A 21,525-nucleotide genomic window follows, 5' to 3' on the forward strand; every position below is an offset into this window, starting at 1 on the left:
CGCCGATCGACCGCGCGGCCGCGCAGTATAACGCTGCACTGCCGCAACGTAAACGCATGCTGACACGAAGGTATTGACTTTCTGAAGGTTTTCGGGGTTGTGCACCCGCTCAGTGCGCGCGCTTCGCGCGCAGCGCCCTGCCGCTGCGCACCCACGCACCGGCACTGCGCACGTCATCGGGCAGCTGTGTCAGCGCGGACTCGGCGCGGGTCCGGTCGGGGTACGGGCCGAGCGCCAGCACCTGCCACATGCGGCCCTGGCTTTCAAGCTGCAGATACAAGGGGTTGCGCAGGTTCGCGCGGGCCGCGAAGGCGCGCAGCGTCTGCGTCGTGCCGGCGGCGGCGATCTGCACGACGTATTCGTCGTCGCGCAGTTCCGTCGCGCGCCCGTTGGCGGGGCGCTGCGGCGATGGCACGGCGGCGGCGTCGCTGCGTGAAGGGGGGGCGGCTCCCCGTTGCGGTGCAGGCCGCGCCGCGGTGCGCGGGGGCGGGGCGGTCGGCGCTGTCACGGCAGGAAGTCGCGGCGCATGCGGCGTCGCCACGACGTCCGTGCGCGCTGCCGGTGCAGCGGCAGCGACGTCGGTTGCCCGGAGGACCTCGACGGGCGTGGCGGGCGCCGCCGCACTGCCCGGTTCGACGGGGGCCGCGGCGACGGGTGGTGCCGGCGCAGCGGCCGGTTCCGCCGGCAGCGCCGGCAGCGCCGGCGGGGCGGTGGCGGTCGCCGGCGAATCCGGGGCATCCGGCGCTGCGGGTTCGGTGGCGGTCGCCGGCGTCGCGGCCGTCGTGTCGTGCGTGCTCGCGGGCTCCGGCGGTGCTGCCGGCTCCGGCGGAGCGATCGATGCGACGAGCGGCGTCGCCGCGGCTTGCGGGGCCACGTCCGCGGGGGCGGGGGACGGCGTTGGCGTGGCCGCCAACGGCGGCGGCGATTCCGCCGCGGGCACCGGCGCCGGCGGCAGGGCCGGGGCGTCGCCAGCGTGGGGGCGTTCCCACCAGAGCAGCGCCCCGACCCCGACGGCGGCGGTGATGCCGAGCGCGGCCAGCCAGACCGGTGCAAGGGCCGGCGCACGGCGCGCGCCGTGCGCCTCGGTCAGTCGCTCCAGCGCGCCGGGGTTGCCGCCGGCGCACTGCACCAGCGTCGCGGCGGCGGCACCGAGGCGTGCCGTGGTGGCCGGCCCGAAGCGCCAGCCGAGGTAGGCGCGGCTTTCCTCGGGGCTCAGCGCCGGCATGCTCACCGTGTAGATGCGCTGGCGCGTCAGGCCGGCGCCGGCGCTTTCGAGCAGGCTTTCCAGGTCACCGCTGCCGGCGAGCACCAGGCTCAGCAGGCCCGAGCGGCGCTGGTCGGCGGACAGGCCGAGGCGGATCAGCAGGGCGAGGTCGGTGGCATTGAGGCGCTCGACGTCGTCGATCAGCGCGACCGGAACCTCGTGCTGCGCGTGCAGGGTGGCGAGGTGCTGGATCAGCGTGCGCCGGGTCTCGGCCGGGTCCGCGCCGTTGGCGAGCCCGAAGGCGGCGGCGAGCGCGGCGAGCACGCCGGATTCGCTGCCGGCCAGGCACACGGTCGGGTGCCGTGGAGCGTCCTGCAGCTCGCGGGCGAGCTGGCGCAGCAACTGCGACTTGCCGCTGCCCGGCGCGCCCCGGATCGCACCGATGAACGCGCCGACGCCGGCCAGTTGCACCAGCATCGCGCGCGCGTGGGCGAGCGCCGGGGTGTCGAAGTATTCGTCGTGCCCGGCGGCGTGCAGCGGCGGCGGCCCGGCGCCGTCCGCGAGCGCGTGGGCCCTAGTGGCAGAAGGCATCGAGCGTGGCGCGCAGTGCGGCCGACGGCACGTCGCGCCTCACCACGCCGTGGCCCAGGCCCTGCAGCAGGATCAGCGTCAGTTGGCCGTCGCGGGTCTTCTTGTCGACCGCCATCAGCCCCAGGAAATCCTCGGCGCTCAGGCTCGCGGGTGCCGTCACCGGCAGTTGCGCGCGCGAGAACAGGCGCCGCACGCGCTCGACCGCGGCGGCGTCGAGCCAGCCGAGGCGGGCCGAGAGGTCGAGCGCCATGCAGGTGCCGGCGGCGACCGCCTCGCCGTGCAACCAGACGCCGTAGCCGGTGCCGGTCTCGATGGCGTGGCCGAAGGTATGGCCGAGGTTGAGCAGGGCGCGCTCGCCGCTCTCGCGTTCGTCACGCCCGACGATCTCGGCCTTGCAGCGGCACGAGCGCGCGATGGCCTCGGTGAGCGCGGCACCGTCGCGTGCGAGCAGCGCTTCGAGGTTCGCTTCGAGCCAGTCGAGGAAGGGCAGGTCGCGGATCAGGCCGTACTTGATCACCTCGGCGAGCCCGGCGGCGAACTCGCGGTCGGGCAGGGTGACGAGGGTGCGGGTGTCGATGACCACGGCGCGCGGCTGGTGGAAGGCGCCGATCATGTTCTTGCCCAGCGGGTGGTTGACGCCGGTCTTGCCGCCGACCGAGGAGTCGACCTGCGCGAGCAGCGTGGTCGGCAACTGCACGAAGTCCACGCCGCGCTGGTAGCACGCCGCGGCGAAGCCGGTCATGTCGCCGACCACGCCTCCGCCCAGGGCCAGCAGCGTGCAGTGGCGGTCGAAGCGTGCCCGCAGCAGGGCGTCGAACACGTTGCCGAGCGTGTCGAGCGTCTTGAACGACTCGCCGTCCGGCAGCACCACCGTCTCGACCCGGCGGTCGTCGAAGGCGCTGCAGACGGTTTCGAGGTACAGCGGAGCGACCGTAGTGTTGCTGACCACCATCACCTGTCGTCCGGGGACCGCGGCGCGCCAGACGTCCGGCCGGCCGAGCAGGCCCGGACCGATGTGGATGGGGTAGCTGCGGTCACCGAGATCGACGGTCAGGGTCTGCATGAACGGTTCACGGGGCAGGGGCGGAATGCGCCATGGTGGGTGATGCGTGCCGGGGTCGCAAGCACCGGGGCCGCACGCCGCGCGTCGCTACAGCGAGGCGAGATGGGTGCCGATCATCGCGGCCACGCGCCGGCCGAGCAGGCCGTCGGTGTTGACGGTGAGGTCGGCGATCTCCCGGTACAGCGGCGCCCGGATGCGCAGCAGCTCCTCGAGGCGCCCGCGCGGGTCGGCGGTGCGCAGCAGCGGACGGTTCTCGTCGCGGGCGGTGCGCCGCAGCTGTTCGTCGACCGAGGTCTCCAGGTACACGACCAGCCCGCGGCCGGCGAGGGCGCGGCGGTTGTCGGGGTCGAGGATGGCACCGCCGCCGGTCGCCAGCACCACGCCGTCGCGGCGGGTGAGCTCGTCGATCATCGCCTTCTCGCGGGCGCGGAAACCCGCTTCGCCCTCGAGCTCGAATATCAGCGGGATGCTCGCACCGGTGCGAGTTTCGATCTCGCGGTCACTGTCGAGGAAGGTCTTGGCCAGGGTCTGGGCGAGCAGGCGGCCGACCGTGGTCTTGCCGGCGCCCATCGGGCCGATCAGGAAGATGTTCTGGTGTGCGCTCAGCATCGTAGGGGGCACCGCCCCTGCCGCGGTGCGGCAGGGGCGTTGGGGCTCAGCGGACCACGACATTGCCGTCGACGATCTGCGGCGTGACGAAGATCAGCAGTTCGAGCTTCTGGTTCTGGTTCTGGTTGTTGCGGAACAGCCGGCCGATCATCGGGAGATCGCCGAGGAAGGGTACCTTGCTGACGTTCTCGCGGGTGATCTGCTCGAACACGCCGCCGAGCACGACGGTCTCGCCGTTGCGCACCAGCACCTGGGTGATGACCTCGCGCTTGTCGAGAACCGGCTGGCCGAGCACGCGCTGTCCGGAGTCCTCGTTCTTGGTCACCTTGAGGTCCATGATCACGTTGCGGTCGGGGGTGATCTGCGGCACGACCGTAAGTTCGAGCAACGCGTCCTTGAATGAAACGGTGGGGGGGTTGTTGGCCGAGCCCGCCGTCGTATAGGGAATTTCACGGCCCTGCATGATCGACGCCTTCATGCGGTCGGCGGTGAGCACCCGCGGGTTCGACAGCACCTCGCCGCGGCCCTCGGCCTGCATCGCCGAGAGTTCGAGATCGATCAGGTAGTTGCGGCCGAGGATCGCGAACGCCAGCGACCCGGCCGGCGAAGCCACGGGCAGGTTGACGCCGAGGCGTTCGGCCAGGCTCAGGGCACTGCCATTGCCGACGATCGCGCCGTCATCGGCGAGGCGCGCCGCATTGCCGTCGGCGTTGCCACCGACCACGGCACCCGACTGCGGGCCGCCGATGCCGAGCGCGCCGCCGAAGCGCACGCCGAGCTCCTTGCTGAAGTCGTCGTTGGCGATGACGATGCGCGAGTCGATCATCACCTGGCGCACCGGGATGTCGACCTTCGACACCAGCGCGCGCACGTCGGCGACGCGCTCGGCGACATCCTGGATCAGCAGCGTGTTGGTGCGCTCGTCCACCGACAGCACGCCCCGGTCCGACAGCATCGACGTGTTGGTGTTGTCGTTGCCGGTGTTGCGCTGCTGGCCCTCCACGCTGTTGCCGTTGATCAGCTTGGCGAGCTCGGCGGCCTTGGCGTAGTTGACCTGGATGAGCTCGGAGCGCAGCGGCGCGAGCCCGAGCGACTGCTTGCGCGCCTCGAGCTCCAGGCGCTCGCGCTCGGCGACCTCCGCGGTGGGGGCGATGTAGATGACGTTGCCGGTCTGGCGCTGGGTGAGGCCCTTGGTCTGGGCGATGATGTCGAGGGCCTGGTCCCACGGCACGTTCTTCAGGCGCAGCGTGATGCGCCCGGTCACCGTGTCGCTCACCACCACGTTGAGGCCGGTGAAGTCGGCGATGATCTGCAGCACCGCGCGCACTTCGATGTCCTGGAAGTTCAGCGACAGCAACTGTCCGCGGTAGGCCTTCTCGCGGGTCTCGCCGACCGTCTGCCCGGCCTTGGCCTGCTGCGCCGGGCGCACCTCGATCGTGTAGGCGCCTTCGCTCTGGTAGCCGACCATCTCGTAGCGGCCGTTGGTGCGGATCGACAACTGCGCGTTGCGGCCGCGGTTGACGGCGTCGATGCCGAATACCGGGGTGCCGAAGTCGCTGACGTCGAGGCGGCGCTGCTGGCCCGGGCCGAGGCGGGCATTGGCGAATTCCGCGACGATGCGATCGCCTTCCTCGCGCACGTCCACCGAGGTCGACGGGTCCGACAGGTTCACGATGATCAGCCCCTGGCCATCGCCGCCGCGGCGGAAGTCGACGCGATTGAGGACGCGCGCACCGCCCGCGGCCGCGGCCGCGGCGCGCGTCGGCGCCGCGGAGCCTGCGCTCGGGGCGGGTTCCGGCGCCGCCGTGGCGCTCGCGGTGGTCGCTTCGAGGGTGACCAGCACCGTGTTGCCCTCGGCCTTCACGCTGTAGGGCACCATGCGCGACAGGTTGATCATCGCGCGGGTGCGGCCGCTGCCTTCGAGGATGCTGACGCGTTCGGCGACGCCCGAGCCGATGTCCTGCCGGCGGCTCTGCATTCCGCTGCGGGTCTCGGGGAAATCGACGACGATGCGTGCCGGTTCGGTCACCGAGAAGTGCGTCGGCGTCACCGGGGCGGAGAGCTGGAAGCGCAGCTGCACGCGGTTGCCGGGCAGCGTCCCCACGTCGACCGCCTCGAGCGTCCCCTCGGCGAAGGCGCGGCCGGTGGCGCACAGCAGCAGCAGGCCGAGCAGCCACGCGCCGGAGCGCGCGAGCGCGGCGAGGATCGGGGCGCGTGGCCGGCGGACGAGCGCGCGGGCGGGCATGAAGGTCGCGATCATCGTCGTTCGTCCTCTCACTGAGTCTGCAGACTCAGGGCATTGCGGCGCTCGGCCCAGCCCCCTTGTCCGTCGGGCACGATTTCCAGCAGCTCGACGCGATCGTCGAGCACCGCCGTGACCTTGCCGTAGTCCGCCCCGATGTGGTTGCCGGGGGCGACCGGCTGCACGGAGCCGTCCGGCGCCAGGATCAGGGCCCAGCGGCCCTCGCGTTCGATGGTACCGACCATCTTCAGCGAGCTGAGCGTGTACTTTTCGAGCTCCTCGCGCGGGCGATCGAGATCGGGGCGGATACCGTTGTCGATCTTGGGCGCCACCGGCGTGCGGACGAAGGCGGCGACCTCGAACGGCGACTTCAGGTCCTGCGCCGCGTACGTCAACGGATGATAGACCGGCGGCTCGGGCAGCGGCGGCAAGGGCTTGCCCGGCGCCGAGGCCTTGGTGTTGGCGACGAACTCGCGCAGGTCGCTGACGTCGGGTTCGCTGCAGCCGCCCAGGGCCAGGCAGCCGGCGAGCGCGGCGAGGGTCATCCGCGCCCGCGTCATTGGATGGCCTCCTCGGTGCCGCTCTCGTCCAGGTAGCGATAGGCCTGCAGGGTCGCCTCGATGGTGAGCGGCTCGGCGACGTCGCGGTTGACGTCGTTGATCTTCTGCGCGGTGAGGGTGGCGTTCTCCAGCGTCACGATGCGCGGCAGCGCCGACACCGCGCTGATGAAGGCGGCGAACTGGTGGTAGCTCGCGGTGGCCTTGAGTGCAATCGGGCGTACCGCGTAGAAGTCGCGCGGGATCTCGTCGAGCGGCTTGAACTGCTGGAACACCAGGCCGTTGGTGCGGCCGAGGTCGGAGACGTCTTCGAGCAGCTTCGGCATCTGGGTGCGCGTCGGCAGCTGCCGCAGCAGCCCGGCGAGCATGGTTTCGAGCTGGCGCAGCTGGGCGCGGTAGGCGTCGATGTTGGCCACCACCCTCTGCTTGGTGACGAACTCCTCGCGCAGCGCGGTTTCCTTCGCGCGGACCTCATCGAGTTCGAGCAGGCGGTCGCTGGTGTCCACGTAATAGCCGATGCCGACCACGGCAGCGAAGATGAGCAGCATCAGCACCGCCCTGGCCGGCCACGGCCACTCGCCGCCGCGGTTCAGGTCGAGTTCGAGATTGCGCAGTTCCTCGAGGTTCATGGCGTCTTCTTCTGCGGTGTGGGCGCCGGCTTGGCGGGCGCCAGCTCGCGGCGCTCGACTGTCAGCTCGAAGGCGCTGACGCGCGTGGCACCGACGTCGCGGTTGTCGATCAGGCGCAGCTGCGGTTCCTTGAAACTGGGGGACTGCGCGAGCGCGCGCATGAACTCCGAGATGACGTAGTTCGATTGCGCCGTGCCGCTGATGCTGAGCGCCGTTCCGGTGGTCTTGACGCTGCTGAGGTAGAGCGTTTCGGGCGACACCCGCGCGAGCTGGTCGAAGGCCTTGACCATCAGCGGCCGGCTCGACTGCAGCCCGGCGATGACGTCGAAGCGGGCGGTGAGGCGTGCCTTGGTCTTGTCGAGTTCGCGCATTTCGTTGGCGATGGCGTTGAGGCGCGCGATCTCGCTCTTCAGGAACTCGTTGCGGGCCTCCTGCGCGCCGATGGCGGCACCGATCACCACGTGCACCATGACCACGGCGAGCGCACCGGCCACCGCGGCGCCGGTCAGCGCGGCGACGAAATCGCGCTGCCGGCGGGCACGCCGCTCCTCGCGCCAGGGCAGCAGGTTGATGCGCGTCATCTCAGTCGAAGCTCCTCAGGGCGAGCCCGCAGGCCACGGCGAACATCGCGGCGTTCGTCTGCACGTCGCGCGAACGCAGCCGCGGCGCCACCAGCATCGCCTCGAACGGGTTGCCGACCACCGTCGGGATCTGCAGCGTCGCCCCGACCGCCCGGCTCAGGCCGGGCACCAGCGCACCGCCGCCGATCAGCACCACGTGCTCGACGTTCGAGTGGTGGCTCGACGAGAAGAAGAACTGCAGCATCTGGCCGATCTGCTCGGCGAGCAGGTTGCGGTAGCGCGTCACCACCTCGGCCGAGAAGCTGTCGCCGAGACGGCCCGAGCGCTTCATCAGCTCCGCTTCCGGCCGGCCGACGCCGAGGTTCTCGGCCAGCGCCGCGGTCAGCAGGTCGCCACCGAAGGCCTGCTCGCGCGTGTACACCACGCGCCCGGCCTGCAGCACGTACAGCGAGGAATACGTCGCCCCGACGTCGAGCACCGCGAAGCGTGCATCCTGGCCGTACTGGGGCAGTTTCGAGGCGAGCAGCGGGAACACGTTCTCGATCGCGTAGCTCTCGACGTCGATGACCTCCGCCTTGAGCCCGGCCTCGCGCAGGGCGTCCTGGCGCAGGTCGACGTTCTCGCGCCGCGTGGCCACCAGCATCAGTTCCTGCAGCGCGGCGTCGGAGCGCGAGCGGCCGAGCATCTCGAAGTCGAGGTAGACCTCGTCGATCGGAAACGGGATGTACTGGCCGGCTTCGACGTTCAGCGTGGTTTCGAGGCGCGATTCGTCGAGTTCGGCCGGCAGCGACACGACGCGCGTGATCACGCTGGTCGTCGGCACCGCGATCACCGCCTGTGCCAGGCCGCTGTGCATGTCCCTGACGGCCTTGCGGATCGCCGCGCCGACGACCTGGGCGTCGCTGGGGTTGCGATTCTCGATCGCGCCTTCCGGAATGGGTTCGACCGCGAAGCCTTCGAGCTGGTAGCGCTGCCCCGCCCGGCTGAGTTCGATGAGCTTGACCGATGTCGTGCTCAGATCGATTCCCAGATAGCGGCTTTTCTTATTGAATAAGGACAAGCTTGAGATCCTTTCCGGGCGTGCGCGCCGGCGAGAATACCCCAGAAGATTTTCGGCGTGCCAGATGGCGTCATCGGCTGCGGGCAAGATTAGAACGTGCGCGCCCGATACGCCGGAGCCAGCGCGCGGGCCGCGGAGAAGACCGCAACAACGGGGGCATCATGGCAGCACATCAGCGCGAAGAGGCGCGAACCCGCACCCTGCTGGCGCAGGCCTGCGCCCGCATCATGGCCGAGGAGGGGGTCAAGGATTTCCGCGTCGCCAAGCGCAAGGCGGCGCAGCGGCTCGGCATCAGCAGCCGCCAGGTGCTGCCCTCGAACAGCGAGATCGAACTCGCCATCATCGAGTACCAGCGCCTGTTCCGTGCCGACACCCAGGGCCACCACGTGCGGGTGCTGCGCCAGGCCGCGGCCGAGGCGATGCGCTTCTTCGCGCGCTTCCGGCCGCGGCTGGTCGGTGCGGTGCTCGCGGGCACCGCCGGTTCCGACGCCGACGTCCACCTGCACCTGTTCGCCGAGACCGCCGAGGAGGTCGTGCTCTTCCTGATCGGGCACGACATCCCGTTCGAGACCGGCGAGCGCCGCCTGCGCCTGGCCAACGGCGAGCACGCGAGCTTCCCGACCTACGCCTTCGCGGCCGGCGAGATCGGCATCGACATCACGGTGTTCCCGCTCGACGCCGAACGCGAGGCGCCGCGCAGCCCGGTCGACGGCCGGCCGATGCACCGCGCCGGGCTGCGGGAGCTCGAAGCGCTGCTCGCCGCCGGCGTCGAGGCGGTCGCAGGGGGCGGCTAGCGGCCGCCGCAGGCCGGGCAGGCCGGATCGCGGCGCAGCCGCGCCTGGCGCCAGCGCCCCTGCAGGGCGTCGTAGCTGAGCAGGCGTCCGCCCGGCGCATCGAGGCCGGCGAGCAGCTTGAGCGTCTGCAGCGCCTGCACGGCGCCGATCACGCCGACCAGCGGTGCGAGCACCCCGGTGTGGGCGCAGGCCTCGGCCACTTCCTCGATGTCGGGGTAGAGGCAGTGGTAGCAGGAGGCGTCCGGCGTGCCGGGGCGGAACACGCAGACCTGGCCCTGCCAGCGGATCGCCGAGCCGCTCACCAGCGGCGTGCCGCGGGCGAGGCTCGCGGCGTTGACGGCGAAGCGCGTGGCGAAATTGTCGCAGCCGTCGACCAGCACGTCGACCTGCCCGGCGAGGGCGTCGAGCGCGGCGCCATCCAGGCGCTGCGCGAGCGGCTCGACGTTCACCAGCGGGTTCAGCGCACGCAGCCGCGCGGCGGCCGAGTCGACCTTGAGGCGGCCGACATCGGCCTCGGTGTGGGCGATCTGCCGCTGCAGGTTGGTGCGGTCGACGCGATCGTCGTCGACCAGCAGCAGCTGACCGACCCCGGCGGCGGCGAGGTACAGCGCCACGGCCGAACCCAGGCCGCCGAGCCCGAGCACCAGCACGCGCGCCGCGACCAGGCGTTCCTGGCCGTCGTAGCCGAACTGCGGCAGCAGGATCTGCCGGCTGTAGCGCAGCAGCGCCGCGTCGTCCATCAGCCCGCCCCCGCGCCGCCCGGCCAGCGCCCCCGGCTCACCCGCGGCTGGCCGGCGTCGTCGGCGTGGTCGCTCACCTCGACGTAGCCCGCCGCCCGCAGCAGCGCCGGCACGGCCTCGCCCTGGTCCCAGCCGTGCTCCAGCAGCAGCCAGCCATCCGCCACCAGGTGCGTGCGCGCCGCGGCGACGATCCGCCGCAGGGCGTCGAGGCCGTCGGCCCCGGCGACGAGCGCGACGTGCGGTTCGAAGCGGACGTCGCCCTGCGCGAGGTGCGGATCGCCGGCGGCGACGTACGGCGGGTTCGAGACGATGAGGTCGAAGGTGACGCCGGCGAGCGGTGTGCACCAGTCGCCGAGGCGGAAGTCGACGTGCGCGAGGCCCAGGCGCCCGGCATTGGCGCGGGCGACCGCCAACGCCGCGGCGCTGGCGTCGGTGGCGACGACCTGCGCCTGCGGACGCTCGTGCGCGAGGGCCAGCGCGATGGCGCCGCTGCCGGTGCCGAGGTCGGCGATCCGGCCGGGGCGGTCGGCCGGCAGGCAGGCGAGCGCGAGTTCGACCAGGCGTTCGGTTTCCGGGCGCGGGATCAGCGTCGCCGGGCTCACCGCGAGTTCGAGCGACCAGAATTCGCGCCGGCCGAGGAGGTAAGCCACCGGCTCGCCGGCGCCGCGGCGGGCGAGCAGGGCGGCGAAGTGCTCGGCCTGCGCCGGCGGCACCGCATGCCCGGGCCAGGCGCGCAGGAAGCTGCGCGGGCGGCCGAGGGCATGCGCGAGCAGCAGTTCGGCGTCGCTGCGCGGCGAGTCGCTCACCGCGGCGAGGCGTGTGCCGGCCTCGGCGAGCAGCGCCTGCACGCTCGGTGCGGTCACGAGTGGTGCCGTCATGCGCCGAGCGCCGCCAGCTGGTCGGCCTGGTATTCGTGGATCAGCGGGTCGATCACCGGGTCGAGGGCCCCCTGCAGCACCTCGCCGAGCTTGTACAGCGTCAGGTTCACGCGGTGATCGGTGATGCGCCCCTGCGGGAAGTTGTAGGTGCGGATGCGCTCGGAGCGGTCGCCGCTGCCGACCTGCAGGCGGCGGCTCTCCGAGCGCGCGCTCGCCTGCTTCTCCTGCTCGGCGGCGAGCAGCTTGGCGGCGAGCAGCGACATCGCCCGCGCCCGGTTCTTGTGCTGCGAGCGCTCGTCCTGGCATTCGACCACGATGCCGCTCGGCAGGTGGGTGATGCGGATCGCCGAATCGGTCTTGTTGATGTGCTGACCGCCGGCGCCCGAGGCGCGGTAGGTGTCGACGCGCAGGTCGGCGGGGTTGATGGCCACCGCCTCGACCTCGTCGAGTTCGGGCAGGATCGCCACGGTGGCCGCCGAGGTGTGCACGCGCCCCTGCGACTCGGTCTCCGGCACCCGCTGCACGCGGTGCACCCCCGATTCGAACTTGAGCCGCGAATAGGCGCCGCGACCGATCACGCGGGCGACGACCTCCTTGTAGCCGCCGTGCTCGCCGGGGCTCTCGCTGAGCACCTCGACCTGCCAGCCGCGGCTTTCGGCATAGCGGGCGTACATGCGCAGGAGGTCGCCAGCGAACAGCGCCGCCTCGTCGCCGCCGGTGCCAGCGCGCACTTCGAGGAAGAGGTTGGCGTCGTCGTGCGGGTCGGACGGGATCAGTTGCAGCGCGAGTTCGTGTTCGCGGGCTTCGAGGTCGGCGGTGAGCGTGCGCACCTCGTCGCTGGCGAGCGCGCGCAGCTCCGGGTCGGCGTCCTCGGTCATCGCCTGCGCGGCGGCGATGGCGTCGAGGCGTTCGCGGTAGGCGCCGAAGGCGCGCGCCACCGGTTCGAGTTGGGCGTACTCCTGCGACAGGCTGCGGAAGCGCTCCTGCTGGCCGATGACCTCGGGGTCGCTCAGCAGCGCGCCCACCTCTTCGTGACGTTCGGTGAGGCGTTCGAGCTTGCTGCGGATCGAGTCTTTCATGGGCGGGGGGGGGCGGTTTCGTCCAGCCGGTACAGCGCACTAAGCATCGCGACGGTATCGGCGTCGCCTTGGGCGCTGGCCTCGCGCAGGCCGGCGCTCGGGGCGTGGAGCAGCTTGTTGGTGAGCTGGTGCGCGAGCTGTTCGAGCACCTGCAGCGGGTCGCGGCCCTGGGCGAGCTGGGTGCGCCCCTTCGCCAGCAGTTCGTCGCGGATCGCCTCGGCCTGCCGGCGCAGGGCACGGATCAGGTGGCCGGCGTCCTGCGCGCGCTGCCAAGCCATGAAGTGCGCCACCTGGGTGTCGATGATCTCCTCGGCCTGCTCGGCCGCGGCCTGCCGCGAGCGCAGGTTCTCGCGGATGATCTCCTGCAGGTCGTCGACGCTGTACAGGTAGACGTCGTCGAGTTCGCCGACCGCCGGCGCGATGTCGCGCGGCACGGCGATGTCGACCATCAGCATCGGCTGGTGGCGGCGCTTCTTCAGCGCCTGGCGCACCGGTTCGGCCAGCACCAGCGGCTCGGGGCTCGCGGTGGCGGCGATGACGATGTCGGCCTCGGCGAGGTGAGCGTCGATCTCGGCGAGGCCGATCGCGTAGCCCTGCATCTCGACGGCGAGCGCGTGGGCGCGCTCCAGCGTGCGGTTGGCGATCACCAGGCGGCCGATGCGCTGCTCGCGCAGGTGCCGGGCCACGAGCTCGACGGTTTCGCCGGCGCCGAGCAGCAGCGCGGTGCGCCCGTCGAGGCGGTCGAAGATCTGCCGCGCCAGCGACACCGCGGCGAACGCCACCGACACCGGGCTCGCGCCGATGCTGGTGTCGGTGCGCACCTGCTTGGCCACCGCGAAGGTATGCTGGAACAGGCGTTCGAGCTGGGTGTCGAGGGTGCCGGCGGCGTTGGCGGTCTGGTAGGCATCCTTCACCTGGCCGAGGATCTGCGGCTCGCCGAGCACCATCGAATCGAGCCCCGAGGCCACCCGCAGCATGTGCCGCACGGCGTCCTGCTCGGGGTGCACGTACAGGAAGGGCGAGAGCTCGGCGGCGGGGATGGCGTGATAGCGCGACAGCCACTGCAGGACGTCCTGATGGTCGCCGTGCGCAAGCCCGCAGTAGACCTCGGTGCGGTTGCACGTCGACAGGATCGCGGCTTCGTGCGCGGCACCGTCGGCGACGAGTTCGCGGAGCGCCTGCTGCAGCCGATCCGGCGCAAAGGCGATCCGCTCGCGCATGCTGACCGGCGCCGTCTTGTGATTGATGCCTATGGCCAGCAGGGGCATGATACGGGGCGTCGTGCTGAAACCGCCAGATTCTGCGGGATGGGCCGCATCGGGATCAAGCCGAGCCCTTGCCGCGATCAGCTCCCGCCGTGTCACGGACCTCCGCGGTCCCCGCAATCGAATCCATGCCATGAACGCGCTCAAAGTTTCGGTCGTGCTCGCGATCGCGCTGGCGGCCGTACCCGTACGGGCCGAACAGACGCTCCCGCCACCCAAGCCTGCGCCCGCCGGCACGCTGTACTACGACATCCTCCTCGGCGAGATCGCCGGCAAGCGCGGCGCCCTCGATCAGGCGCTGCGCGCCTATCTCGACGCCGCCGGTCGCAGTGACGACGTGCGCGTGGCCGAGCGCGCCTTCGGCCTCGCGCTGTACGCCGGGCAGCCTGCGCTCGGCGCCGATGCTGCCCGGCGCTGGCTCGCCCTCGCCCCCGACGACCCGCAGGCCCGCCAGGCCCTGGTGCTCGCGCTGGTCGACGCCGGGCAGGTGAACGAGGCGGTGGAGCACCTCGAAGCGGTGCGTGAAAGCCTTGCCGGCCGCGACCGGCAGCAGGGCTTCGCCGCGCTCGCCGGCCTGCTGAACCAGGTGCCGAACAAGCGCGCGGTGTACCTGGCGCTGGCCGAGCTGCGCGCCCGCCACCCCGAGTACGCCGCCGGCTACTACTACGAGGCGGCGGCGGCGCTCGCCGCCGGCGAGCAGGCTCTGGTGCTGCCGCTGCTCGACGCGGCGATACGCGCCGAGCCGCAGTGGGTGCCGGCGCACCTGCTGCGCGCGCGGGCGCTGCTCGATCGCGGCGACATCGACGCCGCGCGCGCCGCGCTCGCGGCCGCCGTGCAGCGCTTTCCCGACGACGGCAAGCTGCGCATGGACTACGCGCGGGTGCTGTACACCGCCGGCGAGGCCGACGCCGCGCTGGTCGAGCTCGAGCGCGTGATCGGTGCCGACCCGCTCGACATCGAGGCCCGCCTCGCCTTCGGCGCGATCGCCATCGAGCGCCGCCAGTATGCGCGCGCGGTGCAGGTGCTGGAGCCCGCGCTGGAGAGCGGCGGGCGCGACGACGAGGTCATGTTCGAACTCGGCCAGGCCGAGGAAGGCCGCGGCGACTTCGCGCGCGCCGCCGCCTGGTACGGGCGCGTGAGTTCGGACACCCGTGCCTTCGCGGCGCGTATCCGCATCGGCGGCCTGCGGCTGCGCGAGTCCGGCCCCGACGCGATGCGGGCCTACTTCGATGCGCAGCGGCGCGAGCACCCGGACGAGGCGCGCCGGCTCTACCTCGGCGAGGCCGACCTGCTGCGTCGCGAGGACCGCTTCGGCGACGCGATGGGCGTGCTCGACGGCGCTCTGGCGGTGCTGCCCGACGACACCGATCTGCTCTACGCGCGGGCGCTGGTGGCCGAGCGCCTCGACCGCGTCGACCAGGCGGAAGCCGACCTGCGCCGGGTGCTGCAACTCGATCCCGACAACGCCATGGCGCTCAACGCGCTCGGCTACACGCTCGCCGACCGTGGCGGGCGCTACGCCGAGGCGCTTCCCTTCGTCGAGCGCGCGCTGGCGCGCACCCCCGACGATGCCGCCACGCTCGACAGCATGGGCTGGATCCTGTTCAAGATCGGCCGGGCCGAGGAAGGCCTCGACTACCTGCGCCGCGCGCGCGCCCGCAGCGACGAGCCCGAGATCACCGCCCACCTGGTCGAAGTGCTGCAGGCCACCGGGCGCGGCGAGGAGGCACGCACGCTGTTCGAGCGCGCTTGGCGCCTGACGCCCGATGACCGCTTCCTGCGCCGCCTGAAGGAGGTGCAGGGATGGTGACGGCGGGCCCGGTGCGGGCCGCCGGCCTCGTCCTGCTGCTCGTCGTCCTCGCCGGCTGCGCCGGCCTGCCGCCGGCGGGGGATGCGGACGATCCGCGCTGGCGCGCGCGCGCCGCCGCGCTTTCCCGGCTCGACCAGTGGCAGGCCAGCGGGCGCATCGGCGTCACCCGCGACAACGAGGCCTGGTCGGGCAGCCTGGACTGGCGCCAGACCGGTGAGCGCTACGCGGTCGACATCGTCGGGCCCTTCGGCCAGGGGCGGCTCGCGGTGGAGGGCGACGCCGACGGCGTGGTGCTGCGTGCCGCCGACGGCCGCGAATTCGGCGCCGCCGACGCCGATGCGCTGATCGAACGGGCCACCGGGGTGAACGTGCCGGTGCGGGGCCTGCGCGACTGGGTGCTCGGCCGGCCGATGCCGGCGCAGCCGGCGCGCCTCGTCACCGACGCCGACGGGCGCCTGCAGTCGCTCGAACAGGCGGGCTGGACCGTCGTCTACGGCGCCTATGAAGAAGGTGTCGCCCTGCCGCTGCCGACGCGCCTGCGCGCGACCCACGGCGATGTGCAGGTGCGCCTCGCGATCGAGCGCTGGACGCGATGAGCGGCTGGTCCGAAGACTGGCCGGCGCCGGCCAAGCTCAACCGTTTCCTGCACATCGTCGGCCGCCGCGCCGACGGCTACCACCGGCTGCAGACGCTGTTCCAGTTCATCGACCGCTGCGATTCGCTCGCCTTCGCCGTGGGCGACGACGGCCGGATCGAGCTCGAAACCCCGCTGCTCGGCGTGGCGCCGCAGGCCGACCTGAGCGTGCGCGCGGCGCAGGCGCTGCGCGAGGCGAGCGGCGTGACGGCGGGCGTGCGCATCCGCGTCGTCAAGCGCCTGCCGCTCGGCGGCGGGCTCGGCGGCGGCAGTTCCGATGCCGCGACCACGCTGGTTGCCCTCAATCACCTGTGGGGTTGTGGCCTGGACGTCGACGCCCTGGCCGGGCTCGGCCTCGGGCTCGGCGCCGATGTCCCTGTGTTCGTGCGCGGCTGTGCGGCCTGGGCCGAAGGTGTCGGCGAACTGCTCACGCCGGTCGAGGTCGACGAGCCGTGGTTCGTCGTGCTGGTCCCGGGTACCGCGGTGGCCACCCGCAGCGTGTTCGAGGACCCTGAATTGACACGTGATTCCCCCCTCATCACAATACGCGACTTTCTTGCGGGGGCCTGCCGCAACGACTGCGAAGCGGTCGTCTACCGTCGTTTCCCGGCGGTCGCGGAGGCTGCCGGATGGCTCGGCAATTACGCGCCGACCCGGCTGACCGGCACCGGTGCCTGCGTATTTGCGGCGTTCGCGTCGCAGGACGATGCCCGGCGGGTATGCGCGGCGCTGCCTCCCGGTTGGGAGGGCTTCGTCGCTCGCGGCCGCAACCGATCGCCGCTGCTGCGGCGGTTGGCAGCGGCGCAGCGCTGAGCCGGCAACAGGACGTTCATCGTTACTATTGGGCCGTCGCCAAGCGGTAAGGCACCGGATTTTGATTCCGGCATTCCCAGGTTCGAATCCTGGCGGCCCAGCCAGTTTCCAGCATCACGGCAGGTCGCATCGTGTCCGAACCCAGAATGATGGTTTTCGCGGGGCGCGCTCACCCCCGTCTCGCGCTACGCATCGTCGAACACCTCGGGCTACCGATGGGCAAGGCGGTCGTCAGCAGTTTCAGTGACGGTGAGTGCATGGTCGAACTGATGGAGAACGTGCGCGGGCGCGACGTCTTCATCGTTCAGCCGACCTGCGCGCCGACCAACGACAACATCATGGAACTGCTGGTGATGGTCGACGCACTGCGACGCTCGTCGGCGATCCGCATCACCGCGGTGATCCCGTACTTCGGCTACTCGCGCCAGGACCGCCGGCCGCGCTCGGCGCGGGTGCCGATCTCGGCCAAGGTGGTGGCGAACATGATCACCTCGGTCGGCGTCGACCGCGTGCTCACCGTCGACCTGCATGCCGACCAGATCCAGGGCTTCTTCGATCTGCCGGTCGACAACATCTACGCGACGCCGATCATGCTCGCCGACATCCGCGCGCTGCCGATCAACGATCTGATGGTGGTGTCGCCCGACGTCGGCGGCGTGGTGCGCGCGCGCGCGCTCGCCAAGCGCCTCGACGACGCCGAACTCGCGATCATCGACAAGCGCCGGCCGCGCGCCAACGAGTCGCAGGTGATGCACATCATCGGCGACGTCGACGGGCGCGACTGCGTGCTGGTCGACGACATGGTCGACACCGCCGGCACCCTGTGCCATGCCGCGCGCGCGCTGAAGGACCACGGCGCGACGTCGGTGCGGGCCTACTGCACCCACGCGGTGCTGTCGGGGCGCGCGATCGAGAACCTGCGGGCCTCGGTGCTCGACGAACTGGTGGTCACCGACAGCATCCCGCTCAGCGCCGATGCCGAAGCCAGCGGCAAGATCCGCCAGCTCAGCGTGGCCGGCCTGCTCGCGGAAACCATTCGCCGCATCCACATCGAGGAGTCGGTCAGCTCGCTGTTCGTCGACTGAGCCGATCCATCCCTTTCGTCCCGGTGCGCCTGGTCGCGGACGCACCGGTTTTCCCCCCGCTGTGCTACCAAACCCGGAGTCTCCGATGAGTGCCGAATTCGAACTGACCGCGCTGCCGCGCGACGAGCAGGGCAAAGGTGCGAGCCGCCGCCTGCGTCGCGAGGGGCGGGTGCCCGCCGTGATCTACGGCGCGGGCCAGGCCCCCGAAGTGGTGTCGCTCGAACACCGTGAACTGAGCCACAACCTCGAGCACGAGGCGTTCTACTCGCACGTGCTCAAGATCAAGCTGGGCGAGCGCGTCGAGACGGCGATCCTGCGCGATCTGCAGCGCCACCCGTACAAGCCGGTGATCCTGCACGTCGACCTGCAGCGCGTCGCCGCCGACCAGAAGATCCACGTCCACGTGCCGCTGCACTTCGTCAACGAGGAGAGCTCGGTCGGCGTCAAGCAGCAGGGCGGTGCCGTCAGCCACCACCTGATCGAAGTCGACGTCGCCTGCCTGCCCGGCCAGCTCCCCGAGTTCATCGCGGTCGATCTGGCCGGACTCGAAGTCGGGCAGTCCCTGCACCTGTCGGACCTGGTCCTGCCCGAAGGGATCGAGCTCACCGCGCTCACCCACGGCACCCATGCCGATCAGGTCGTGGTCAGCATCCACGCTGCGCGCGGCGGTGCCGAGGAAGAGGGCGCCGCGAGCGCCTGATCGCAGCCCGTGGCTGCCGAGCGCAATCCGGTCAGGCTCGTGGTGGGGCTGGGCAATCCCGGCCCTGCCTACGAGCGCACCCGCCACAACGCCGGCTTCTGGTTCGTCGACGCGCTGGCGCAGCGCTACGCCGGCCGCTTTCGCGTCGACCCCAAGCTCAACGCCGAAACCTGCCAGATCAGCGTCGACGGGCAGCCGCTCTGGCTGCTGAAGCCGCTCGCCTTCATGAACCGCAGCGGCCACGCGGTGGCGCGACTGGCCGGCTTTTACAAGTTCCCGCTGCCGACCATCCTGGTCGCCCACGACGAGCTCGACCTGCCGCCCGGCGTGGTGCGCCTGAAGCGCGCCGGTGGTCACGGCGGCCACAACGGCCTGCGCGACGTCATCGCCCAGTGCGGCGGCAATGACTTCCTGCGCCTGCGGCTCGGCATCGGGCATCCCGGCACGGCGGCCGAGGTCGTCGATTTCGTGCTGCGCAAGGCGCCGGCGTCCGAACAGGCCCTGATCGAGCAGGCGCTCGACGACGCCGTGCGGGCCTTCCCGGCCGTGGCGCGCGGTGAGCTCGACAAGGTGATGAACACGTTGCACAGCCGCGCGGTCGGCTGAGCGCAAGCATCGGCGCCGCCGAGCGAGGTATTCCATGGGATTCAAGTGCGGCATCGTCGGCCTGCCGAACGTCGGCAAGTCGACCCTGTTCAACGCCCTCACGCGGGCCGGCATCCAGGCCGAGAACTACCCCTTCTGCACGATCGACCCCAATGTCGGCGTGGTGCCGATGCCCGACGCACGGCTCGCCGCGCTCGCCGCCATCGTCAAGCCGCAGCGCATCCTGCCGACCACGATGGAGTTCGTCGACATCGCCGGCCTGGTCGCCGGCGCTTCGAAGGGCGAGGGGCTCGGCAACCAGTTTCTCGCCAACATCCGCGAAACCGACGCGATCGCCCATGTCGTGCGCTGCTTCGAGAACGACGACGTGATCCACGTCGCCGGCCGGGTCGACCCGCTGTCGGACATCGAGGTCATCAACACCGAACTCGCGCTCGCTGACCTCGCCAGCGTCGAAAAGGCCTTCCAGCGCGCCGAGAAGGCCGCCAAGGCCGGCGGCAAGGATGCCGTCGCCCGGCGCGAACTGCTCGCGCGGGTGCAGGCCCACCTCAACGAGGCGCGGCCGGTGCACGCGCTGGGGCTGGACCACGACGAACTCGACCTGCTGTACGACCTGCACCTGCTGACGATCAAGCCGACGATGTACATCGCCAACGTCCACGAGGACGGCTTCGTCGACAACCCGCTGCTCGAGCGCGTGCGTGCGTTCGCCGCCGCCGAAGGGGCCGAAGTGGTGCCGGTGTGCGCGGCGATCGAGGCCGAGATCGCGCAGCTCGACGACGAGGACAAGATCGACTTCCTCGCCGACATGGGGCTGGACGAACCGGGCCTGAACCGCGTGATCCGCGCCGGCTACAAGCTGCTCGGGCTGCAGACCTACTTCACCGCCGGCGTCAAGGAAGTGCGGGCGTGGACCGTACCGGTCGGCGCCACCGCGCCGCAGGCCGCCGGGGTGATCCACACGGACTTCGAACGCGGCTTCATCCGTGCCGAGGTGATCGCCTACGACGATTTCATTCGCTATCAGGGCGAGGGCGGTGCCAAGGAGGCCGGCAAATGGCGCCTGGAAGGCAAGGAGTACGTCGTCCAGGACGGCGACGTGATGCATTTCCGCTTCAATGTCTAGGCCCGGTCGGCCTGCAGGATAGGCGCCTCGGGCGGTTGACACGGTACCGGCGCCTGTCGATAATGCGCCCCCTCGGAAGCCGCTGCAGGCTTCCGAAAAATTCAAAAAAGGCTATGTAGCTCAGTCGGTTAGAGCACGGCACTCATAATGCCGGTGTCGGTGGTTCGAGTCCACCCATAGCCACCAGATCGACGACAAAGCCCGCTCGCGCGGGCTTTGTCGTTTCCGGCCTCCGGCATCACGTGGCAGGCGACGTGCGTGCAGGCCCGCCATGGGCGGAAACGCATCGAGCACTGCCGCGAAGAGCATCACGTCGTGCCGGCGAGCACCGCTGATGCACACGGCCGGCGGCGTAGCGCGCCCGTCCACGATCAGGTGGCGGCCGTCTGTTTTTTCGATACCGCTACCTTCAATCCGGCAAATAATCCGGATATATGTGGTTTATGGAGCCACCGATGGGCGGCGGCTCTGAAGTGGGAGAGACTGTTGTGACCACCCCAAATGCGCCCAACAAGATTGTTAGGTGGAACTTCGGAAACATCGCCCAGATCAAGGGGGTCAAGTGCCGGGAGATCACTGCCGGCGAGTTGGCCGCCATGCACCGCCAGATCGGTGGCCGCGCCGAACTGGCAGATGCGCTCGATGCGCTACCGGCCGGTGAGATCGTCTATGACGTCGATGATGAGGACGGCATCGGCACCGGAAGCAAGGCCCACGTGGTTTATCGCGAGGATGGCTCCGAGGTCTGGAGCCTGTAAGAGGTCGTCACCCGCAACGGCGGTGAGGCTACCACGCTGGCCACAAACGGCCGGCGCGGGCGCTGGCGAGCAGTTCGGCGAGCACGGCGGCGACATGGCTGGTCGGGTGTGACGCCAGCGTGACACGCCCGACGCGCAGCACGATGCACAGCCGCATTTGATGGTACGAAAGCGCGGGGTGCTTATTTTTATGCTTTTGATTTTAAAATAAATATTTTGTCGGCTATCGTGCTCATGATACCGGTGTCGGTGGTTCGAACCCACCCATAGCCACCAGATCGACGACAAAGCCCGCGCGAGCGGGCTTTGTCGTTTCCGGCTCCGCTACCACGCGTGGAGGGCGTGTGCAGGCCTGCCCGCCGAACCGCACGAGCATCAGCGTATGAAAGTGGGCGGCCCGCACGCACGCCCTCGGTACCCCGATGATCGGCAAGGCTCGGTCGTTGCAGGGCGGCGCAGGCATGGCGTGGAACGCTGGACGCCGCACGTCTTCCGCCATCGGCGCATGAAAAAGGCCCGCACCGTTGCCGGTGCGGGCCTGCGTCGTGAAGCCGTTCGCCGTCCCTGGCGTATGCGATCGCGGCGGCTTACGCGACGTCGACGGTCTCGGCGAGGCGGCGGAAGTCGTCGATCTGGTCGAAGTTCATGTAGCGGTAGATGTCGGCGGCCTGGGCGTTGATCACGCCGATGTTGGCCGTGTA

Annotated in this window: 22 protein-coding genes and 2 tRNA genes; 11 read left to right on the forward strand and 13 right to left on the reverse strand. The window is 70.9% G+C overall.

The window, feature by feature from the left end; translation table 11 throughout:
• Positions 1-109 precede the first annotated feature (109 nt).
• From EV699_RS10525 to pilM, 8 genes are all read right to left on the reverse strand, one after another.
• Positions 110-1,795 (reverse strand): AAA family ATPase, encoded by a 1,686-nt coding sequence (locus EV699_RS10525; RefSeq protein WP_132542401.1) that lies wholly within the window; start codon positions 1,793-1,795, stop codon positions 110-112.
• Positions 1,779-2,858, reverse strand: coding sequence for a 3-dehydroquinate synthase (gene aroB, locus EV699_RS10530; protein ID WP_132542403.1), 1,080 nt, complete (start codon positions 2,856-2,858; stop codon positions 1,779-1,781). The genes EV699_RS10525 and aroB overlap by 17 nt, the downstream gene beginning before the upstream one ends.
• 87 nt (positions 2,859-2,945) lie before the next feature.
• On the reverse strand, positions 2,946-3,467 hold the full coding sequence (gene aroK / locus EV699_RS10535; RefSeq protein ID WP_132542405.1) for a shikimate kinase AroK: 522 nt from the start codon (positions 3,465-3,467) through the stop codon (positions 2,946-2,948).
• 46 nt (positions 3,468-3,513) lie between these two features.
• Positions 3,514-5,727 (reverse strand): type IV pilus secretin PilQ, encoded by a 2,214-nt coding sequence (locus EV699_RS10540; RefSeq protein ID WP_243662628.1) that lies wholly within the window; start codon positions 5,725-5,727, stop codon positions 3,514-3,516.
• Positions 5,728-5,741: 14 nt separating this feature from the next.
• The gene (locus EV699_RS10545) at positions 5,742-6,269 is read right to left on the reverse strand and encodes a pilus assembly protein PilP (RefSeq protein WP_132542407.1); all 528 of its coding nucleotides are present in this window, start codon (positions 6,267-6,269) and stop codon (positions 5,742-5,744) included.
• A complete protein-coding gene (locus EV699_RS10550) occupies positions 6,266-6,895 on the reverse strand; it encodes a type IV pilus inner membrane component PilO (RefSeq protein WP_132542409.1) in 630 nt (209 codons plus the stop codon). Before EV699_RS10550 ends, EV699_RS10545 begins: the two co-directional genes overlap by 4 nt.
• Entirely contained in the window at positions 6,892-7,476 is a 585-nt protein-coding gene (locus EV699_RS10555) for a PilN domain-containing protein (RefSeq protein WP_132542411.1), read from the reverse strand. The genes EV699_RS10550 and EV699_RS10555 overlap by 4 nt, the downstream gene beginning before the upstream one ends.
• Position 7,477: 1 nt before the next feature.
• Positions 7,478-8,536 carry a type IV pilus assembly protein PilM gene (gene pilM / locus EV699_RS10560; protein WP_165904095.1) on the reverse strand — a complete coding sequence of 353 codons (1,059 nt, stop codon included), beginning with the start codon at positions 8,534-8,536 and terminating at the stop codon, positions 7,478-7,480.
• A 161-nt stretch (positions 8,537-8,697) separates the two neighbouring features.
• On the opposite strand from pilM, the gene EV699_RS10565 reads away from it, so the two are divergent.
• Positions 8,698-9,330, forward strand: coding sequence for a hypothetical protein (locus EV699_RS10565; RefSeq protein ID WP_132542415.1), 633 nt, complete (start codon positions 8,698-8,700; stop codon positions 9,328-9,330).
• Here EV699_RS10565 and EV699_RS10570 read toward each other — a convergent pair.
• From EV699_RS10570 to hemA, 4 genes are read right to left on the reverse strand one after another with little or no spacing between them, the layout of a single operon-like run.
• Entirely contained in the window at positions 9,327-10,070 is a 744-nt protein-coding gene (locus EV699_RS10570; RefSeq protein ID WP_132542417.1) for a HesA/MoeB/ThiF family protein, read from the reverse strand. The genes EV699_RS10565 and EV699_RS10570 overlap by 4 nt on opposite strands.
• Positions 10,070-10,948, reverse strand: coding sequence for a peptide chain release factor N(5)-glutamine methyltransferase (gene prmC / locus EV699_RS10575; RefSeq protein WP_132542419.1), 879 nt, complete (start codon positions 10,946-10,948; stop codon positions 10,070-10,072). Before prmC ends, EV699_RS10570 begins: the two co-directional genes overlap by 1 nt.
• Entirely contained in the window at positions 10,945-12,027 is a 1,083-nt protein-coding gene (prfA, locus tag EV699_RS10580) for a peptide chain release factor 1 (protein ID WP_132542421.1), read from the reverse strand. Before prfA ends, prmC begins: the two co-directional genes overlap by 4 nt.
• The gene (hemA, locus tag EV699_RS10585) at positions 12,024-13,295 is read right to left on the reverse strand and encodes a glutamyl-tRNA reductase (protein WP_132542423.1); all 1,272 of its coding nucleotides are present in this window, start codon (positions 13,293-13,295) and stop codon (positions 12,024-12,026) included. The genes prfA and hemA overlap by 4 nt, the downstream gene beginning before the upstream one ends.
• Positions 13,296-13,425: 130 nt before the next feature.
• On the opposite strand from hemA, the gene EV699_RS10590 reads away from it, so the two are divergent.
• The 10 genes from EV699_RS10590 to EV699_RS10635 all read left to right on the forward strand — a co-directional run bounded on the left by EV699_RS10590 (position 13,426) and on the right by EV699_RS10635 (position 20,824).
• Positions 13,426-15,102 carry a tetratricopeptide repeat protein gene (locus EV699_RS10590; protein ID WP_132542425.1) on the forward strand — a complete coding sequence of 559 codons (1,677 nt, stop codon included), beginning with the start codon at positions 13,426-13,428 and terminating at the stop codon, positions 15,100-15,102.
• Entirely contained in the window at positions 15,096-15,698 is a 603-nt protein-coding gene (gene lolB / locus EV699_RS10595; RefSeq protein WP_132542427.1) for a lipoprotein insertase outer membrane protein LolB, read from the forward strand. Before EV699_RS10590 ends, lolB begins: the two co-directional genes overlap by 7 nt.
• Complete coding sequence (gene ispE, locus EV699_RS10600) at positions 15,695-16,549, forward strand: 4-(cytidine 5'-diphospho)-2-C-methyl-D-erythritol kinase (protein WP_132542429.1); 855 nt, start codon at positions 15,695-15,697, stop codon at positions 16,547-16,549. Before lolB ends, ispE begins: the two co-directional genes overlap by 4 nt.
• 29 nt (positions 16,550-16,578) lie before the next feature.
• Positions 16,579-16,653, forward strand: a tRNA-Gln gene (locus EV699_RS10605).
• Between the two features lie 42 nt (positions 16,654-16,695).
• The gene (locus EV699_RS10610; RefSeq protein ID WP_207923007.1) at positions 16,696-17,634 is read left to right on the forward strand and encodes a ribose-phosphate pyrophosphokinase; all 939 of its coding nucleotides are present in this window, start codon (positions 16,696-16,698) and stop codon (positions 17,632-17,634) included.
• An 85-nt stretch (positions 17,635-17,719) separates the two neighbouring features.
• The gene (locus EV699_RS10615) at positions 17,720-18,334 is read left to right on the forward strand and encodes a 50S ribosomal protein L25/general stress protein Ctc (protein ID WP_132542433.1); all 615 of its coding nucleotides are present in this window, start codon (positions 17,720-17,722) and stop codon (positions 18,332-18,334) included.
• A gap of 9 nt (positions 18,335-18,343) precedes the next feature.
• On the forward strand, positions 18,344-18,940 hold the full coding sequence (gene pth / locus EV699_RS10620; protein WP_243662629.1) for an aminoacyl-tRNA hydrolase: 597 nt from the start codon (positions 18,344-18,346) through the stop codon (positions 18,938-18,940).
• Between the two features lie 34 nt (positions 18,941-18,974).
• Positions 18,975-20,066, forward strand: a complete 1,092-nt coding sequence (gene ychF / locus EV699_RS10625; protein WP_132542435.1) for a redox-regulated ATPase YchF — start codon at positions 18,975-18,977, stop codon at positions 20,064-20,066.
• Positions 20,067-20,175: 109 nt separating this feature from the next.
• Positions 20,176-20,252: transfer RNA gene (locus EV699_RS10630), tRNA-Met, on the forward strand.
• Positions 20,253-20,509: 257 nt separating this feature from the next.
• Positions 20,510-20,824 carry a hypothetical protein gene (locus EV699_RS10635; protein WP_132542437.1) on the forward strand — a complete coding sequence of 105 codons (315 nt, stop codon included), beginning with the start codon at positions 20,510-20,512 and terminating at the stop codon, positions 20,822-20,824.
• Between the two features lie 28 nt (positions 20,825-20,852).
• Here EV699_RS10635 and EV699_RS20435 read toward each other — a convergent pair whose 3' ends face one another.
• Positions 20,853-20,981, reverse strand: a complete 129-nt coding sequence (locus tag EV699_RS20435; RefSeq protein ID WP_279389406.1) for a hypothetical protein — start codon at positions 20,979-20,981, stop codon at positions 20,853-20,855.
• Positions 20,982-21,525 lie beyond the last annotated feature (544 nt).

Source organism: Plasticicumulans lactativorans (assembly GCF_004341245.1).
In the GTDB taxonomy this organism is placed as follows: domain Bacteria; phylum Pseudomonadota; class Gammaproteobacteria; order Competibacterales; family Competibacteraceae; genus Plasticicumulans_A; species Plasticicumulans_A lactativorans.

Coding starts and splice junctions, on each gene's coding strand:
- aroB (WP_132542403.1), bottom strand. CDS start 2,858: ATGCAGACCCTGACCGTCGATCTCGGTGACCGCAGCTACCCCATCCAC.
- ispE (WP_132542429.1), top strand. CDS start 15,695: ATGAGCGGCTGGTCCGAAGACTGGCCGGCGCCGGCCAAGCTCAACCGT.
- ychF (WP_132542435.1), top strand. CDS start 18,975: ATGGGATTCAAGTGCGGCATCGTCGGCCTGCCGAACGTCGGCAAGTCG.
- EV699_RS10635 (WP_132542437.1), top strand. CDS start 20,510: ATGGAGCCACCGATGGGCGGCGGCTCTGAAGTGGGAGAGACTGTTGTG.
- EV699_RS10525 (WP_132542401.1), bottom strand. CDS start 1,795: ATGCCTTCTGCCACTAGGGCCCACGCGCTCGCGGACGGCGCCGGGCCG.
- EV699_RS10555 (WP_132542411.1), bottom strand. CDS start 7,476: ATGACGCGCATCAACCTGCTGCCCTGGCGCGAGGAGCGGCGTGCCCGC.
- EV699_RS10565 (WP_132542415.1), top strand. CDS start 8,698: ATGGCAGCACATCAGCGCGAAGAGGCGCGAACCCGCACCCTGCTGGCG.
- EV699_RS10545 (WP_132542407.1), bottom strand. CDS start 6,269: ATGACGCGGGCGCGGATGACCCTCGCCGCGCTCGCCGGCTGCCTGGCC.
- aroK (WP_132542405.1), bottom strand. CDS start 3,467: ATGCTGAGCGCACACCAGAACATCTTCCTGATCGGCCCGATGGGCGCC.
- EV699_RS10570 (WP_132542417.1), bottom strand. CDS start 10,070: ATGGACGACGCGGCGCTGCTGCGCTACAGCCGGCAGATCCTGCTGCCG.
- hemA (WP_132542423.1), bottom strand. CDS start 13,295: ATGCCCCTGCTGGCCATAGGCATCAATCACAAGACGGCGCCGGTCAGC.
- EV699_RS10550 (WP_132542409.1), bottom strand. CDS start 6,895: ATGAACCTCGAGGAACTGCGCAATCTCGAACTCGACCTGAACCGCGGC.
- EV699_RS10615 (WP_132542433.1), top strand. CDS start 17,720: ATGAGTGCCGAATTCGAACTGACCGCGCTGCCGCGCGACGAGCAGGGC.
- lolB (WP_132542427.1), top strand. CDS start 15,096: ATGGTGACGGCGGGCCCGGTGCGGGCCGCCGGCCTCGTCCTGCTGCTC.
- EV699_RS10590 (WP_132542425.1), top strand. CDS start 13,426: ATGAACGCGCTCAAAGTTTCGGTCGTGCTCGCGATCGCGCTGGCGGCC.
- EV699_RS10540 (WP_243662628.1), bottom strand. CDS start 5,727: ATGATCGCGACCTTCATGCCCGCCCGCGCGCTCGTCCGCCGGCCACGC.
- prfA (WP_132542421.1), bottom strand. CDS start 12,027: ATGAAAGACTCGATCCGCAGCAAGCTCGAACGCCTCACCGAACGTCAC.
- EV699_RS10610 (WP_207923007.1), top strand. CDS start 16,696: ATGATGGTTTTCGCGGGGCGCGCTCACCCCCGTCTCGCGCTACGCATC.
- EV699_RS20435 (WP_279389406.1), bottom strand. CDS start 20,981: ATGCGGCTGTGCATCGTGCTGCGCGTCGGGCGTGTCACGCTGGCGTCA.
- prmC (WP_132542419.1), bottom strand. CDS start 10,948: ATGACGGCACCACTCGTGACCGCACCGAGCGTGCAGGCGCTGCTCGCC.